Genomic DNA, 15353 nt, shown 5'->3' with positions numbered 1-15353 from the left:
GCAGGGAAAGGGGCCTGTAAAGTAAAGAATTTACGAAAAACGCGCCTTTCTGCCGCGTTGGACTGCAAAGGCGACTGGAAGTGCGATATAATCGTTTCAAGCCCGATCTGCTTGCCGAGAACTGTTGTGGAAATTTCCGTCGCGCGCACCGGAGCCCCGTGCCGGGCGGTGCCGGCGACTGCCGGCCAGTCGCCTTATACGAGATGAAGCGGGCGCGATGAATCGTTTGCTGCGGTGCGACAATTACCAAATCGTGAAAACTGTGTTCGGCCCTACGACCAATAGTCGCCTTGCAAAGGCTGCGATTCTTTGGTCAAGCTGTTTTGCGTATAAATTGACAAGTGTGTGAGATTTTCGATGTCCTTCTGGGAAAAACTGTTGAATGCCATTGGCAATACCGCAGGCAATGCGCTGTCTGCGGTGGTCGAGGCTATCCGCACGGTTTTCGAAGGCGATCCCGAGACCCGGCGTAAGGTGGCTTTCTCCGTGGCGATCATCGCTCTGTCGGCCAAGATGGCCAAGGCCGACGGCATCGTCAGCGAGAAGGAGGTCGAAGCCTTCCGCGAAATCTTCGAATTCCCGCAGGATCAGGCAAAGAATGTCGCCAGGCTTTACAACCTCGCGCGGCAGGACGTCGCCGGCTACGAAGCCTATGCCGAACGGCTCTCCACGCTCTGCGTCACCTGTGCGGCCAATTGCCCGGTGCTGGAAGACGTGCTCGACGGCCTCTTTCACATCGCCAAGGCCGACGGGCTGATCCACGAGAAGGAACTGAATTTTCTGCGCCATATCGGCGAGATCTTCCAGATGAGCGAAACTCGCTTCGAGCAGATTGCCGCCCGCCACGTCTCGTCCGGCGGCGATCCCTACAAGGTGCTCGGCGTCTCGCCTTCGGATGATTTCCCGACCATCCGCCGCCGTTACCACGGCCTCGTCAGCGAACATCATCCCGATCGGCTGATCTCGCGCGGCGTGCCGAAGGAATTCCACGTGATTGCCAATGAGCGCATGGCGGCGCTGAACGCGGCCTATGAGGCGATCGAGAAGGAACGCCGCGCCGCATGACCTCTTTCGAGGCCGACTGCAGCAGCGCCCGCGTGCAGCCTTCGCCGAACCATGGCGAGCGGGCGGATGGGCGCCGTCCCGACATGATCCTGCTGCACTATACCGGCATGCCGACGGCAGATGGTGCGCTCGACTGGCTCTGTCGCGCCGAGAGCCAAGTTTCCAGCCACTATTTCGTGCATGAGAACGGCGAGGTGGTGCAGCTCGTGCCGGAAACACGGCGTGCCTGGCACGCGGGAAAAAGCAGCTGGCACGGCGAGACTGATATCAATTCGCTGTCGATCGGCATCGAGATCGCCAATGCCGGCCATCCGGGCGGGCTTCCTGATTATCCGAAAGAGCAGATCGCTGCGGTGATCGAATTGTGTCGCGACTGTGTCAAACGTTGGTCGATCACGCCGGAACGGGTGCTCGGGCATTCCGATGTCGCCCCGATCCGCAAGGTCGATCCGGGCGAGAAATTCCCCTGGGCCGAGCTCCACCGGGCAGGCATCGGGCACTGGGTCGAACCGGCAACGATCACCGGCGGGCGCTTCTTCCAGCGCGGCGATACAGGCCAGCCTGTCGAGGCGCTGCAATCGATGCTGTCACTCTATGGTTACGGCACTGAAATCACGGGTGAATTCTCCGAAAAAACGGCGGGCGACGTGAAAGCTTTCCAGCGCCATTTCCGGCCCGAACGGGTGGATGGCATCGCCGATTTCTCGACGATCGACACGCTGCACCGGCTGCTTTCAGCATTGCCGCGTTATTCCTGACCGGAAGAGCCGGATATCAGGGCTGATTTCTTGCGGCCGGCGTGAAATCCACCTCGCCACATCATTTCCCTATTATCTCCTCATTGCGATGGTCTAAGAACGCCCGCTGAACAGCGCTCACGGCTGTTTTCAAGTGTAACCATGAGCGCCAAATGAAACGATAAGAATTGCTGCGGAACGCGATCAGTCATTGATCGCGTGTGACCGGATGACAGCGAGGCGCGCAGTCCTGTAATTCTTTGGGTCGGAGTGAAGAGACTACATGAAGAATATGATTGTTGGTGCTGCGGCATGTGTTGGCATGCTGCTGGCGGGATATAGTTTTGCCTTGGCGAATGATGACTGGGGTGCCAGGGCCGAAACCATCTCGCTGAAAACCGTCGATCGCCAGAGCGGCTATGCCATGCCGGATTTCTCCACGAGCACTCCCTATGCCTCCCTGATCAACAAATATGCCGCTGAATACAACGTGCCCGTGGCACTCGCCCAGGCCGTCGTGCGCGTCGAGAGCAATTTCAATCCGAATGCCCGCGGCAGCGCCGGCGAAGTCGGCCTGATGCAGATCAAGCCGGCGACGGCGCGGATGATGGGCTATTCCGGCTCGAGGAAGGGCCTGTTCGATCCGGAGACCAACATCAAATACGGCATGAAATATCTGGCGGCCGCCCATCAGCTTGGCGGCGGGCAGACCTGCAACACCATCCTGAAATACAATGCCGGCCATGCCGCCACGCGCATGAACCCGGTGTCGAAGACCTATTGCGGCAAGGTCCTGGCAATGCTCGACTGAGCATGGCCAGTCGCGTCGGGACGAAATTCCCTTGCGGCATTTTTGCGGATATGAATCAGCACGCTTGCCGTGATATCCCGCCTTGAAACGAGGTGGGATATGGCAGTCGATTTCAGGTTCATCATCATCGGAAGCGGCATGATGGGTGCCGCCGCCGCACGGCATCTCTCCTCGATGGCCGACGGCATCGCGCTGATCGGCCCGCGCGAGCCGGATCAGCGCATGACCCATCACGGCGTCTTCGCCAGCCACTACGACGAAGCGCGCATCACCCGCACTTTCGACGGCAATCTTGCCTGGGGAACCTTCGCCGCCCGCGCGCTCGACCGCTACGGCGAGATCGAGGCAAGGAGCGGCATTTCCTTCTATTCGGAGGTCGGCTGCCTCTTTGCCGGTCCGACCCCGACGGACGAACAGGACTACATCAACCGGGCACTGGCCGTCAGCCGGTCGCTCGGCAGCAATATAGAGACCATCGCACCGTCGGAGCTTCCCCAACGTTTTCCCTATCTTGCCGTTGCCCCTGATTTCAGCGGATATTTCGAGCGTAAGCGCGCCGGCCACATCAATCCCCGTGCGCTGGTGCGGGCGCAGATCAAGCTTGCCGAACAGGGTGGTGTCTCGCTGATCGAGGCAACCGCGACATCCGTGCACGACGCCGGTTCCCATGTCGAGGTGACGGCCGGCGGCAGAAGCTACAGCGCCGAGCGCGTGCTGGTCGCCGCTGGCGGTTTCAGCAATTTCCATGCCCTGCTGCCGCGTCCCGTCGATACCAGGGTCATGGCGCGCACCGTCGCCTTCTACGAAATCGGCGAGCGCGAGATGGCGGTTTTCGGCGATATGCCGTCGACGATCGTGCTCGGTGACCGGGAAGAGGATCACATCTATATCCTGCCGCCGGTGCGTTATCCCGACGGCAAGACCTATCTGAAACTCGGTGGCGATACCGAGGCGCTTTCCTTCGAGAGGTTGGAGGATGCCGGCGCATGGTTCCGTTCCGACGGCAATGCTGCCGAGCGCGATCATCTCTCGCGTGTCGCCTTGCAGCTGATGCCGGAGCTTGCCGGTTGCCGCGTGACCTCGGCGCCCTGCGTGGCGAATTTCACACTCACCGGTTATCCCTATGCCGGATTTACGCAGTCGCCACGCGTCGCGGTGCTGACAGGGGGCAATTTCGTCGCGGCCAAATCCTCCGACGAACTAGGGCGGCTGGGGGCGGTGCTTCTGGCGGAAGGACGGCTCGGCGATCAGGATTTCGGCGGCGAACTGACGCCGGTCTTCGCAGCAATTCAAGATGATACAGCGTCCTTTGCGGGTCTGAAAAGACACGCGGCGTCGTAGAGAGGAAAAGCATGGCAGTCGATTTCAAATATATCGTCGTCGGCCGCGGGCTGATGGGGGCAGCGGCGGCGCGGCATCTGGCGCGCCAAGTCGACGGTGTCGCGGTGATCGGTCCGGACGAGCCTGATGACCGCAAGGCGCATCAGGGCGTCTTCGCCAGCCATTACGACGAGGGGCGCATCACCCGTACCATCGATCCCGACCGCAATTGGGCGCTGCTCGCCAACCGTTCGATCGGCCGTTATGGCGAGATCGCCCGCGACAGCGACATCGACTTCTATCGCGAGGTCGGCTGCGTCGTCGTCGCGCCGACGGAAAGCGATTATCTCGAGAGAACCCGACAGGCCGCCATCTCGCTCGGTGTCGAGACCCGCCTTCTCGATGGGGCCGGCCTGAAGGCCGTCTTTCCCTTTTTCGCCTTTCCTGATGGTGGCGCCGGCGTCTTCGAGGCGAGGGGGGCCGGCCACATCAGTCCGCGCAGCCTGGTCAAGGCGCAGTCGCTGCTCGCCGAAAAGGCAGGCGCCACCGTCATTCGTGACTATGTCGTTTCGATCCGTAGCGAGGGCGGCGTGGCTGTCGTCGAGACGGCCGGCGGCCGGACCTGCCGCGGTGAAAAGGTGCTGCTGGCAGCGGGCGGATTTTCCATTGCGGAGAATCTGTTGCCGCGGCCCGTTGCCATGACCGTTTATGCCCGGACCGTGACGCTTTTCGAGGTGGGCGAGGCCGATGCTGTGCGCCTGGCCGCGATGCCGTCGCTCATTCTCCGGGCGCCCGGCATCGATATCTACCTGCTGCCGCCGATCCGGTATCCCGACGGCAAATTCTATCTGAAGATCGGCGGCGATCCCGACGATCTGGCACTCAGCGGCGACGCCGACATGCGCGCCTGGTTCAAGACCGAGGGCCGCGATATGGTGCGCGCGCATCTCAAACGCATCGTTGAAGGTCTAGTGCCCGATATCGTGCCGCTCTCGATTTCGACGGCGGCCTGCGTCGTGTCGCATACGGAAAGTGGCTACCCGATGATTGGCTACACCTCATCGCCAGAAATCGCGGTGCTGACGGGCTGTGCCGGAACGTCGGCCAAGAGCTCGGACGAAATCGGCCGGCTTGGAGCCGAGCTGCTTTTGTCAGGTAGAATCGGCGAACAGGGCTATTCCACGGATTTCACACCGCAATTTCGCTAGAGCATTTCCGTTTTTCTCCGAATCACGGAGGTGCTCTCTCTTTTTGTTGTTCCGCAATTCCGGACGCAAAACCGCTGCGCATTCTTGCTGGAATTGCTCCGAGCGATATCGTTTATTTCGATAGCAATTGCGATCTCTCTCGTTTATGGGAGCCCTGCCAGTTGGCTGGGCAGCCGCGCTTTACCAATGCCGAAAGGCGGTAGGGTGAGGAAAGTCCGGGCTCCACGGAAACACGGTGCCGGATAACGTCCGGCGAGGGCGACCTCAGGGAAAGTGCCACAGAAAGCAAACCGCCTGTCATGACAGGTAAGGGTGAAAGGGTGGGGTAAGAGCCCACCGCATCTCCGGCAACGGAAATGGCACGGTAAACCCCACCGGGAGCAAGACCGAATAGGGATGACGTGGCAGGTCGAAAGGCCTTCCGGCCGGTTTCCAGGCCAGTCATCCGGGTGGGTTGCGCGAGGCAGCGTGCGAACGCTGTCCCAGAGGAATGGCTGCCACGTTCCGGTTCACGCCGGAGCCATACAGAACCCGGCTTACAGGCCAACTGGCGATTACCATCTTGTGGCGCGGCAGCCGGATTTTCAGCGTAAGTCGCTGAAACCGGCTGTTTTCAAGCGGCTGTTTATGCATCCATCGGATGGATTTTTCCTGCAGGCATACCAATGCGTGTCATTTGTAAGATGACGCTGCTAACCCTTTGTTAAACTTAACGGCTTATAAATTTTTGATCATGCGTCCATTGCAAAATGGACGTATCCCATTGACGCCCATATGGTCCCATGCTATCCCAAATGCGCACTGCACCAGGGCAATCATCTGCCCATTCATCGCAAAGCAAAGGCGTCTTCCTCTCCGGAAGCGTCGGAGGGGTTTTCGCTCATCCGGCTTGCGAAGCTGTGCCTGATATCGGGAGTTTCGGGCGTCTTTTGGTCCGGATCCCTGCGGGAACGGATGTTTCGTGTGATGAGCCGCTTCCTTTCGAACGCGACCAACAGGATCGACGCCAAGGGCAGGGTTTCCGTGCCTTCGGCTTTCCGTTCCGTGCTGGCGCAGCGCAACGTCCAGGAGCTCTACTGCTTTCAGGACTTTGTGTTTCCGGCGATCAGTGTCGGCGGTCCGGATCTTCTCGAAAGATTCGAACGGCAGATTGCTGCGGAGGATCCGTTTTCGCCGGATGCAAACGAGATGTCGCTTCTCATTCATGGAGGCGGGGTCTTCATGAAGCTCGACGCCGAGGGGCGGCTGATGGTCACGGATTTCATTCGGGGCTTCACTGGCATCTCGGACGAAGTGACCTTCGTCGGTCGGGCGGATCATTTTCAGCTCTGGCAGCCGCAGGCTTTTGTGGCCGCACAGGCGCAAGCACGAGGGGAGCGCAAGCTGGCGGGCAAGCGTTCCTGAAAGAACGAGGGAACGGAATGGTGGCGAATCCTGGCGGAGGTTCAACTGATGCCGGTGGCGGACCGGTTCGTCACATTCCTGTTCTTCTCGACGAAGTCCTTGCGGCACTGGCGCCCGCGCCCGGCAAGCTCATCCTCGATGGTACATTCGGTGCGGGCGGTTACAGCTCGGCCATCCTTGCCGCCGGCGCCGAGGTGATCGCGCTCGATCGCGACCCGACGGCGATTGCATCAGGGCAGGCAATGGTCGCCGCCCATGGCGGTCGGCTCAGGCTCGTTCATTCGCAATTCTCGCATCTTGGCGATCATGCGCCGCAAGGCGGGCTCGACGGCGTCGTGCTCGATATCGGTGTCTCTTCCATGCAGATCGACGAGGCCGAGCGCGGCTTCTCCTTCCAGAAAAACGGTCCGCTCGATATGCGCATGTCGGCCGAAGGCGTTTCGGCCGCCGATGTCGTCAACCGCGCCAAGGTCGCTGATCTCATCCGCATCTTCCATTTTCTCGGTGAGGAAAGCCAGGCGCCGCGCATCGCCCATGCGATCGAGAAGCGCCGCGCCGAAAAGCCGTTCGAAACGACACGCGACCTCGCCGGTCTCATCGAGCTCGTCACGCCGCGCAAGATGAAGGACAAGATCCATCCGGCAACGCGCGTCTTCCAGGCATTGCGCATCTTCGTCAATGACGAGCTCGGCGAGCTGGCGCAGGCGCTGTTTGCGGCGGAAACGTCGCTGAAGCCAGGCGGGCGGCTTGTCGTCGTCACCTTCCATTCGCTCGAAGACCGCATCGTCAAGAAATTCTTCTCCGACCGCGCCGGCAAGGCGTCGGGTTCGCGGCACCTGCCGGTCGCGCATGAGCGGGCAGCAACCTTTGCGGTCATCGGCAAGTCGATGGTTTCGGCAAGCGAGGCGGAGGCGGAGATCAATCCGCGCGCCCGCTCCGCCAAGCTGCGCGCCGGCCTGAGGACGGACGCTGCCGCCGAGGCCGCGGATATGTCGCTCTTCGGGTTTCCCAGTCTTGCCAGCCTCGGAAAGCTTGGTGGTTGATATGCTGAAAACGTTCGATCTCGTGCTCATCGGCGTCATGACGGCCACTGCCGCCGTGACCTACACGATCAAGCACCGCGCCGAATTGAAGCTCGAGGAGGTTCACCGCCTCGAAGCCGAGATCAAGCTCGAGAAGGACACGATCGACCTTCTCAAGGCCGACTGGGCGCTGCAATCGCAGCCGAACCGGCTGGAGCGACTGGTCAGAGCCTATAATGACGAATTGAAGCTGCAGCCGACGGAATCGACGGCGCTGGTGCATGCCAAGGAATTGCCGATGCTGAAATCCGAGGTTCCCGTGCCTGATGTGACGGAGGCCAAAGCCAGCGCCAAAGGCGCGACCGAGGCCGGCGCCAAGAGCGCGACCGTGGCCAGCGCCAAGAGCGCGCCAGACACCGCCAAGGGCGCGCAAGCCACCGCCAAGGCGCAGCCCATTCCAATGCCTGCGCCACGCGGTGAGGCAGAAGATGCAGATCAGATCGAAACCGGATCGGTGGAGGAATAATGTCGTTTCTTTCCCGCATCATGGTTTTGAAGAGCCAGGCGCATTTCTCCGCCGGCGTCTATAACCGCTTCGGTGGTCCTTCCCCCGCCGGCCTGGCGATCGAGGGATCGCGCAAGAAGAAATCAGGGCAGGCGAAAAGCCGCGTCGGCCTGCTGATCCTTGGTTTCATGGGTGTCTACGCCGTCATCGGCGGCCGTCTCGTCGAATATGCGATGAAGGACCAGGAGGTCGTCTCCAGCATCCTGCCGCCCGACCGGCTGATGGCCTCGCGCCCCGACATTCTCGACCGCAACGGCGAGGTGCTGGCGACCGACATCCGCACCGTCTCGCTGTTTGCCGAACCGAACAAGATCGTCGACGCCGACGAGGCGGTCGAGAAGCTTGCGACGGTGCTGCCCGAACTCGACGTCAAGGACACCTATAAGAAACTCTCGGTCAAGACCTCGCATTTCGCCTGGCTGCGCCGGCAGCTGACGCCGAAGCAGCAGAGCCAGATCCTGGCGCTCGGCATTCCCGGCATCGGCTTCCGGCCGGAGAAGCGCCGCTTCTATCCGGGCGGTTCGACCGCCGCGCATATCCTCGGTTACGTCAACATCGACAACCGCGGTGTCGCCGGCATGGAGAAATTTATCGACGACCAGGGGCTGGCCGATCTCGCCTCCGTCGGCATGACCAGCGACCAGCCGCTCGAGCCAGTGCGGCTATCGATCGACCTGCGCGTGCAGAACATCGTGCGGGACGCGGTCGTCAACGCCGTCAACAACTTCCAGTCCAAGGGCGCGGGTGCTGCGGTCATCGACGTGCATACGGGAGAAGTGCTGGCGATGGCATCGGCGCCGGATTTCGATCCGAACGATCCGCAGGAGGGCGCCAAGGAGGGTTGGCTCAACCGAATGACCAACGGCACCTTCGAAATGGGCTCGACCTTCAAGACCTTTTCGCTGGCCATGGCGCTCGATAGCGGCAAGGTGAAGATGACCGATAGTTTCGATGCCAGCAAATCGATCTATATCGGCGGTTTCACTATCCACGATTTTCACGGGCAGCGCCGCTGGCTGACTGTTCCCGAGATTTTCCAATATTCTTCGAATATCGGCACGGCGCGCGTCATCGACATCGTCGGCATCGACGCGCAGAAGGACTATCTGACCAAGTTCGGCCTGTTGACAAAGATGCAGACCGAGCTGCCCGAAGTGAAGATGCCGAGCCAGCCGCGCGTCTGGAAGAAGATCAATTCGATCACGATTTCCTTCGGCCATGGCGTCTCGACGACGGCGCTGCAGACAGGGGTGGCGGCCGCCGCTCTCGTCAACGGCGGCAAGCTGATCGAGCCGACATTCCTGCCGCGCACGCGCGAACAGGCCGATGAGATCGCCACGCAGGTGATCAAGAAGTCGACCAGCGACGAGATTCGCTATCTCCTTGACTTCAACGGCTACAAGGGATCCGGGCGCGTCGCCCGCGTGCCGGGCTTTTCCGTCGGCAGCAAGACCGGCACGGCCGACAAGGTGGTGAACGGCCGTTATTCGGCGACCCTGAATTTCAATTCCTTCATCGCCGCATTCCCGATCAACGATCCCAAATATGCCGTGATCACCTTCTGCGACGAGCCGAAGACCGGTGAGAAGGCCTATGGCGGAACGATCTCCGCCGGTACCGCCGGTCCGATTGCCCGCGAGATCATCAGCCGCGCGGCCCCCATTCTCGGCATCGAGCCGAAATTCGGGGAGGGCGGATCGGCCTTGCTGGTGTCTTATTGAGTGTGAATGAATATCGACGCCGATTCGCGAGGGGTGAACCGGATTCAAGAGAGAAAAGTGCGTTCGATGAAATTGCGAGACCTGGCCGGAGATCAGTTTCCGGAACTTGAAGCACAGCTCGAAGGCCCGGCAGGCTTGCTTGATATCTCAGGCCTGTCTTCGGACAGCCGCAAGGTGGCGCCGGGCAATGCTTTCGTCGCGGTCGCCGGCACCAAGGCGGACGGTGCGGGCTTCATCGCGGATGCTGCCGGCCGCGGCGCTGCCGTCGCGATCGCCTCCCAAGCCGTCGCTGCTTCGATCCCGGTGCTTGCGGTCAAGGAGCCGCGCCGTTTCCTTTCCATCGCCGCCGCGCGTTTCCACGGCAGGCAGCCCGATACTATGGTCGCCGTCACCGGCACCGCGGGCAAAACCTCCGTCGCTTCTTTCACCCGGCAGATCTGGGCGCATGCCGGCCACGCGGCCGCGATGATCGGCACGACGGGCGTCCTCTCGCCGACGCGCAACGAATATGGCTCGCTGACGACGCCCGATCCTGTGTCGCTGCATGAGCTGCTGGCGGAACTTGCCGGAGAAGGCGTGACGCATGCCGCGATGGAGGCCTCCAGCCACGGCCTCGACCAGTGCCGGCTCGACGGCGTCAAGCTTGCGGCAGCCGCCTTCACCAATCTCGGCCGGGACCACATGGATTATCATCCCACGATCGAGGCCTATATGGCCGCCAAGATGCGGCTTTTCGATACGCTGTTGCCGAAGGGGTCGCCGGCGGTGATCTTCGCGGACGATCCGTGGTCGGCGCAGGCGATCAAGGCCGCGACCGATGCCGGTCACGACGTTCGTACCGTCGGGCGAAAGGGTAACTACCTCTCGTTGAAGCGCGTCGAGCACTTCCGCCACAAGCAGATGGCCGAGATCCATATCGGCGGCGAGATCTTCGAGGTGGACATTCCGCTGGCCGGCGACTTCCAGGTCGCCAACGCGCTGGTCGCGGCGGGGCTTGCCATGTCGACCGGCGTTGAGGCGAAGGTTGCGATGGCTGCGCTCGAGAAGCTTGTCGGCGCGTCCGGCCGTCTCGAACTCGTCGGCCATACGAAAGACGGCGCGCTCGCTTATGTCGACTACGCCCACAAGCCGGACGCGCTGGAAAACGTGCTGGGCTCGGTCAGACCATTCACCACCGGCCGCGTCATCGTCGTCTTCGGCTGCGGCGGCGACCGTGACCGCGGCAAGCGGCCGATCATGGGCGAAATCGCCTGCCGTCTTGCCGACGTCGTCATCGTCACCGACGATAATCCCCGTTCTGAGGAGCCGGCCTCGATCCGGGCGGAGATCATGGCGGCAGCGAGTTGCGCCTCGGAAATCGCCGATCGCGCCACGGCGATCCGCGAGGCGGTCAGTATGCTGAGATCCGGCGATACGCTGATCGTCGCCGGCAAGGGGCATGAGGAAGGGCAGACGATCGGCGACGTCACCCTGCCGTTTTCCGATCATGCGGAGGTGCGCAAGGCCTTGGAGGACCTGAAATCTTGAGCTGGCTCTGGACGACCGAAGACATGATCGCGGCGATGGCGGGGCGCCCCTTCGGCACTCTGCCCGAAGGCATCACCGGGATCTCCATCGACAGCCGCTCGATTGCCCCAGGCGAAGCCTTCTTCGCGATCAAGGGCGACCGTGTCGATGGTCACGATTACGCATCGATGGCGATGGCGAACGGCGCCTCCCTTCTCGTCGTCAGCGAGGCGAGGCTTCCCGCCATGGGCCGCCTGACGGTGCCGATGATCGTCGTGGAAGACGTGCTGGCGGCACTTGGCCGGCTCGGCCTTGCCTCGCGCGAGCGCTCTAAGGCTCAGATCATCGCGGTGACGGGATCTGTGGGAAAGACGACCACCAAGGAAATGCTGCGGCATGTGCTGTCGCCCTCCGGCAAGGTGCACGCCTCCGTCGCCTCCTTCAACAATCATTGGGGCGTGCCGCTGACGCTGGCACGCATGGCTGAGGATACGGATTACGGCGTCTTCGAAGTTGGAATGAACCATCCCGGCGAGATCCGGCCGCTAGTGGCGATGATTCGTCCCGATGTCGCCATCATCACGACGATCGCGCCGGCGCATCTCGGCAATTTCAAGAACATCAAGGAAATCGCCGCCGCCAAGGCCGAGATCTTCGAGGGGCTCGAACCCGGTGGGCATGTCGTGCTCAACCGCGACAACGACCAGTTCAATTTCCTCGACCGCACGGCGCAATCGCTCGGCATCGAGCATATCCATTCCTTCGGCCAGCATGCCAAGGCTGAATTCCGGCTGGCAGAATTCAATGGCTCCGACGAGAATTCGACGCTGTGGCTGACGATCGGCGGCGAGACGCTGGAAGTTGCGCTCGGCGCGCCGGGCCGCCATATCGCCGAGAATGCGCTCGCAGCACTCGGCGTCGTCAGGATCGTCGGCGCCGATATGCAGAAGGCGATCGAAGCGCTTGCGACGCTGAAGCCGGAAAAGGGCAGGGGCAAGCGCCACCGGCTTTCGATCGGCGTCGGCAGCTTCACGCTGATCGACGAGAGCTACAATGCCAATCCGGCCTCGATGCGCGCGGCGATCGCGCTGCTGGCGGCCTCCGAGCCGACCGGCCGCGGACGCCGTATCGCCGTGCTCGGCGACATGTTGGAAATGGGCGAGTATGCGCAGAAGGTCCATACCGACCTTGCCGTGCCGCTGCTTGCTGCCGGTATCGAACATGTCTGGCTCGCCGGAGCCGAGATAGCTGCGCTCAAGGAATCGTTGCCGGAAAGCGTCCATGTCGAATATCGCGAGAACACGGGCGAATTGACGGACTATGTATTGAACTCGGTCGCGCCAGGCGACGTGTTGATGGTGAAATCGTCTCTGGGCATCGGTTTCGGCAAGATCGTCGCCGCGCTCCTTGACAAGTTCCCGCCATTTGCCGACACGCAACGCGAATTTTGATCGGGTAAACAAGGGGCCCTGAATGCTGATCTGGCTTGTCGAACTGTCAGAATATTTTAAATTTCTGAATCTGTTCAGATATATTACCTTCCGCACGGGAGCCGCTCTCTTCACCTCAGCGCTGATCGTCTTCCTATTCGGGCCGACGATCATCAATTCGCTGCGCATCCGGCAGGGCAAGGGCCAGCCGATCCGCGCCGACGGGCCGCAGACACATTTCAAGAAGGCCGGCACGCCGACCATGGGCGGGTTGATGATCCTCGCCGGCATCGTCGGCGCATCGCTGCTCTGGGCCGATCTTTCCAACGTCTATGTCGTCGCGACGCTGCTGGTGACGCTGGGCTTCGGCGCGATCGGCTTCTACGACGATTATCTTAAGGTCACGAAGCAGAGCCATATGGGCTTTTCCGGCAAGGCGCGTCTCGGCATCGAATTCGTCATCGCCGGCATCGCCGTCTATTTCATGATGCGCACCGCCCTTGCCTCGGGGATTGCCGGCTCGACCTTCGGCTCCTCGATCGCCTTTCCCTTCTTCAAGGACTTCATGATCAATATCGGCATCATGTTCGTCGTCTTCGGCGGCTTCGTCATCGTCGGCGCCGGCAATGCCGTCAACCTGACGGACGGCCTTGACGGACTTGCCATCGTGCCTGTGATGATCGCCGCCGCCTCCTTTGGCGTCATCGCCTATCTCGCCGGCAACGTGGTGTTTGCGAACTACCTGCAGATCAATTTCGTGCCCGGCACCGGCGAGCTCGCCGTCGTGCTCGGCGCCGTCATCGGAGCCGGCCTCGGCTTCCTCTGGTTCAACGCGCCGCCGGCCGCCATTTTCATGGGCGACACCGGGTCGCTGGCACTCGGCGGCACGATCGGCACCGTCGCTGTTGCCACCAAGCATGAGATCGTCATGGCGATCATCGGCGGCCTCTTCGTCATCGAGACGTTGTCCGTAATCATCCAGGTCGGCTTCTTCAAGATGACCGGCCGGCGCGTCTTCCTGATGGCGCCGATCCATCATCACTTCGAGAAGAAGGGCTGGACCGAGAGCCAGGTGGTGATCCGCTTCTGGATCGTTGCCGTCGGCCTTGCCATGCTCGGCCTTTCGACGCTGAAGCTCCGGTGAGGCGGCGATGATCCCGGTCACGACGCTCAAGGACAGCAAGGTCGCCCTCTTCGGGCTCGGCGGTTCCGGCTTTGCTACCGCCCGGGCGCTGATCGCAGGCGGTGCCGAGGTGACCGCCTGGGACGATAATCCCGACAGCGTAGCCAAGGCCGCTGCCGAAGGCATCAGGACGGAAGACCTGCACAGCATCGACTGGAGCCAGCAGGCGCTGTTCGTGCTGTCGCCTGGCGTACCGCTCACCCATCCGAAGCCGCATTGGACTGTCGATCTTGCCCGCGCGGCCGGCGTCGATATCGTCGGCGATGTCGAGCTCTTCGTACGCGAGCGCCGCGCCCATGCGCCGGATTGCCCTTTCATCGCCATAACAGGCACCAACGGCAAGTCGACGACGACGGCGCTGATCGCCCATATCCTGAAATCCGCCGGCTACGACACGCAGCTCGGCGGCAATATCGGTACGGCGGTGCTGACGCTCGATCCGCCGAAGGCCGAGCGTTATTACGTCGTCGAATGCTCCTCCTACCAGATCGATCTGGCGCCGACGCTGGACCCGTCGGCCGGCATCCTGCTCAACCTGACGCCCGATCATCTCGACCGTCACGGCACGATGCAGCATTATGCCGATGTCAAGGAAAGGCTGGTCGCCGGCAGCGATGTCGCAATCGTCGGCATCGACGACAGCCATTCGGCGCTGATTGCCGACCGCGTGGAGCGGGCGGGCGTCAAGGTGGTCCGCATCTCGCGCCGCAACGTCGCGGCCGACGGGATTTATGCCGAGGGCACCAAGCTCATCAAAGCTGCCGGCGGAGCGATGCTGCCTTTCGTCGATCTCGACGGCATCCAGACGCTGCGCGGCAGCCACAATGCGCAGAACGCCGCCGCAGCCGTCGCTGCCTGCCTTGCCGTCGGCGTGTCGGCCGATGACATCCGCGCCGGCCTTGCCTCGTTCCCCGGCCTCAAGCACCGCATGCAGCCGGTCGGGCAGCGTGGCCGTGTCGTTTTCGTCAACGATTCCAAGGCGACCAATGCCGATGCCGCGGCGCCGGCCCTTTCGAGCTATGATCGCATCTACTGGATCGCCGGCGGCCTGCCGAAGGCTGGCGGCATCACGACGCTCGCTCCCTATTTTCCGCGCATCGCCAAGGCCTATCTGATCGGCGAGGCGGCGGCGGAATTCGCCGCGACGCTCGGCGAGGCTGTTCCTTACGAAATATCGGATACGCTGGAGCGCGCCGTCGCGCATGCGGCCGCCGATGCCGAACGCGACGAGAGCGCCGCTTCGGCCGTGATGTTATCCCCGGCTTGCGCAAGCTTCGACCAGTATAAGAATTTCGAAGTCAGGGGCGAAGCCTTCGTCGGCCACGTGGCAGCGCTTGACGGGATTGCGATGCTGATCGGTCCGGCAACAGGAGAGAAATGA

13 protein-coding genes and 1 other RNA gene are annotated in these 15353 nt (G+C 62.0%); all 14 read left to right on the top strand.

The features are described from left to right. Window positions 1-357 precede the first annotated feature (357 nt). The 14 genes from C3Y91_RS35445 to murD all read left to right on the top strand — a co-directional run bounded on the left by C3Y91_RS35445 (window position 358) and on the right by murD (window position 15353). Window positions 358-1065 carry a J domain-containing protein gene (locus tag C3Y91_RS35445; protein WP_003561040.1) on the top strand — a complete coding sequence of 236 codons (708 nt, stop codon included), beginning with the start codon at window positions 358-360 and terminating at the stop codon, window positions 1063-1065. After that, the gene (locus C3Y91_RS35440; protein ID WP_024320772.1) at window positions 1062-1823 is read left to right on the top strand and encodes an N-acetylmuramoyl-L-alanine amidase; all 762 of its coding nucleotides are present in this window, start codon (window positions 1062-1064) and stop codon (window positions 1821-1823) included. The genes C3Y91_RS35445 and C3Y91_RS35440 overlap by 4 nt, the downstream gene beginning before the upstream one ends. Before the next feature lie 262 nt (window positions 1824-2085). Beyond that, entirely contained in the window at window positions 2086-2613 is a 528-nt protein-coding gene (locus tag C3Y91_RS35435) for a lytic transglycosylase domain-containing protein (RefSeq protein WP_024320773.1), read from the top strand. 99 nt (window positions 2614-2712) lie between these two features. Continuing rightward, a complete protein-coding gene (locus C3Y91_RS35430) occupies window positions 2713-3954 on the top strand; it encodes an NAD(P)/FAD-dependent oxidoreductase (RefSeq protein ID WP_024320774.1) in 1242 nt (413 codons plus the stop codon). Window positions 3955-3965: 11 nt separating this feature from the next. Further along, window positions 3966-5141: an NAD(P)/FAD-dependent oxidoreductase gene (locus tag C3Y91_RS35425; protein ID WP_130655907.1), complete on the top strand. Its 1176-nt coding sequence runs from the start codon at window positions 3966-3968 to the stop codon at window positions 5139-5141. Window positions 5142-5298: 157 nt separating this feature from the next. Continuing rightward, an RNA gene (gene rnpB, locus C3Y91_RS35420) (RNase P RNA component class A) lies at window positions 5299-5696 on the top strand. A gap of 411 nt (window positions 5697-6107) precedes the next feature. Further along, complete coding sequence (gene mraZ, locus C3Y91_RS35415; protein WP_024320776.1) at window positions 6108-6545, top strand: division/cell wall cluster transcriptional repressor MraZ; 438 nt, start codon at window positions 6108-6110, stop codon at window positions 6543-6545. 17 nt (window positions 6546-6562) lie between these two features. After that, window positions 6563-7588: a 16S rRNA (cytosine(1402)-N(4))-methyltransferase RsmH gene (gene rsmH, locus C3Y91_RS35410; RefSeq protein WP_024320777.1), complete on the top strand. Its 1026-nt coding sequence runs from the start codon at window positions 6563-6565 to the stop codon at window positions 7586-7588. Window position 7589: 1 nt separating this feature from the next. Continuing rightward, window positions 7590-8093: a cell division protein FtsL gene (gene ftsL, locus C3Y91_RS35405; RefSeq protein WP_024320778.1), complete on the top strand. Its 504-nt coding sequence runs from the start codon at window positions 7590-7592 to the stop codon at window positions 8091-8093. Next, on the top strand, window positions 8093-9853 hold the full coding sequence (locus C3Y91_RS35400; protein ID WP_017965108.1) for a peptidoglycan D,D-transpeptidase FtsI family protein: 1761 nt from the start codon (window positions 8093-8095) through the stop codon (window positions 9851-9853). Before ftsL ends, C3Y91_RS35400 begins: the two co-directional genes overlap by 1 nt. Before the next feature lie 6 nt (window positions 9854-9859). After that, window positions 9860-11380 (top strand): UDP-N-acetylmuramoyl-L-alanyl-D-glutamate--2,6-diaminopimelate ligase, encoded by a 1521-nt coding sequence (locus C3Y91_RS35395; protein ID WP_168576364.1) that lies wholly within the window; start codon window positions 9860-9862, stop codon window positions 11378-11380. Further along, window positions 11377-12810 (top strand): UDP-N-acetylmuramoylalanyl-D-glutamyl-2,6-diaminopimelate--D-alanyl-D-alanine ligase, encoded by a 1434-nt coding sequence (locus tag C3Y91_RS35390; RefSeq protein ID WP_130763640.1) that lies wholly within the window; start codon window positions 11377-11379, stop codon window positions 12808-12810. The genes C3Y91_RS35395 and C3Y91_RS35390 overlap by 4 nt, the downstream gene beginning before the upstream one ends. 22 nt (window positions 12811-12832) lie before the next feature. Next, the gene (mraY, locus tag C3Y91_RS35385) at window positions 12833-13933 is read left to right on the top strand and encodes a phospho-N-acetylmuramoyl-pentapeptide-transferase (protein WP_003541415.1); all 1101 of its coding nucleotides are present in this window, start codon (window positions 12833-12835) and stop codon (window positions 13931-13933) included. Window positions 13934-13940: 7 nt separating this feature from the next. Continuing rightward, window positions 13941-15353, top strand: a complete 1413-nt coding sequence (gene murD / locus C3Y91_RS35380) for a UDP-N-acetylmuramoyl-L-alanine--D-glutamate ligase (RefSeq protein ID WP_130763639.1) — start codon at window positions 13941-13943, stop codon at window positions 15351-15353.

Source organism: Rhizobium ruizarguesonis, from assembly GCF_012349115.1.
Taxonomy (GTDB): domain Bacteria; phylum Pseudomonadota; class Alphaproteobacteria; order Rhizobiales; family Rhizobiaceae; genus Rhizobium; species Rhizobium ruizarguesonis.
This window is presented reverse-complemented; position numbering and strand designations above follow the sequence as displayed.

Coding starts and splice junctions, on each gene's coding strand:
- C3Y91_RS35445 (WP_003561040.1), top strand. CDS start 358: ATGTCCTTCTGGGAAAAACTGTTGAATGCCATTGGCAATACCGCAGGC.
- C3Y91_RS35440 (WP_024320772.1), top strand. CDS start 1,062: ATGACCTCTTTCGAGGCCGACTGCAGCAGCGCCCGCGTGCAGCCTTCG.
- C3Y91_RS35435 (WP_024320773.1), top strand. CDS start 2,086: ATGAAGAATATGATTGTTGGTGCTGCGGCATGTGTTGGCATGCTGCTG.
- C3Y91_RS35430 (WP_024320774.1), top strand. CDS start 2,713: ATGGCAGTCGATTTCAGGTTCATCATCATCGGAAGCGGCATGATGGGT.
- C3Y91_RS35425 (WP_130655907.1), top strand. CDS start 3,966: ATGGCAGTCGATTTCAAATATATCGTCGTCGGCCGCGGGCTGATGGGG.
- mraZ (WP_024320776.1), top strand. CDS start 6,108: ATGAGCCGCTTCCTTTCGAACGCGACCAACAGGATCGACGCCAAGGGC.
- rsmH (WP_024320777.1), top strand. CDS start 6,563: ATGGTGGCGAATCCTGGCGGAGGTTCAACTGATGCCGGTGGCGGACCG.
- ftsL (WP_024320778.1), top strand. CDS start 7,590: ATGCTGAAAACGTTCGATCTCGTGCTCATCGGCGTCATGACGGCCACT.
- C3Y91_RS35400 (WP_017965108.1), top strand. CDS start 8,093: ATGTCGTTTCTTTCCCGCATCATGGTTTTGAAGAGCCAGGCGCATTTC.
- C3Y91_RS35395 (WP_168576364.1), top strand. CDS start 9,860: ATGAATATCGACGCCGATTCGCGAGGGGTGAACCGGATTCAAGAGAGA.
- mraY (WP_003541415.1), top strand. CDS start 12,833: ATGCTGATCTGGCTTGTCGAACTGTCAGAATATTTTAAATTTCTGAAT.
- murD (WP_130763639.1), top strand. CDS start 13,941: ATGATCCCGGTCACGACGCTCAAGGACAGCAAGGTCGCCCTCTTCGGG.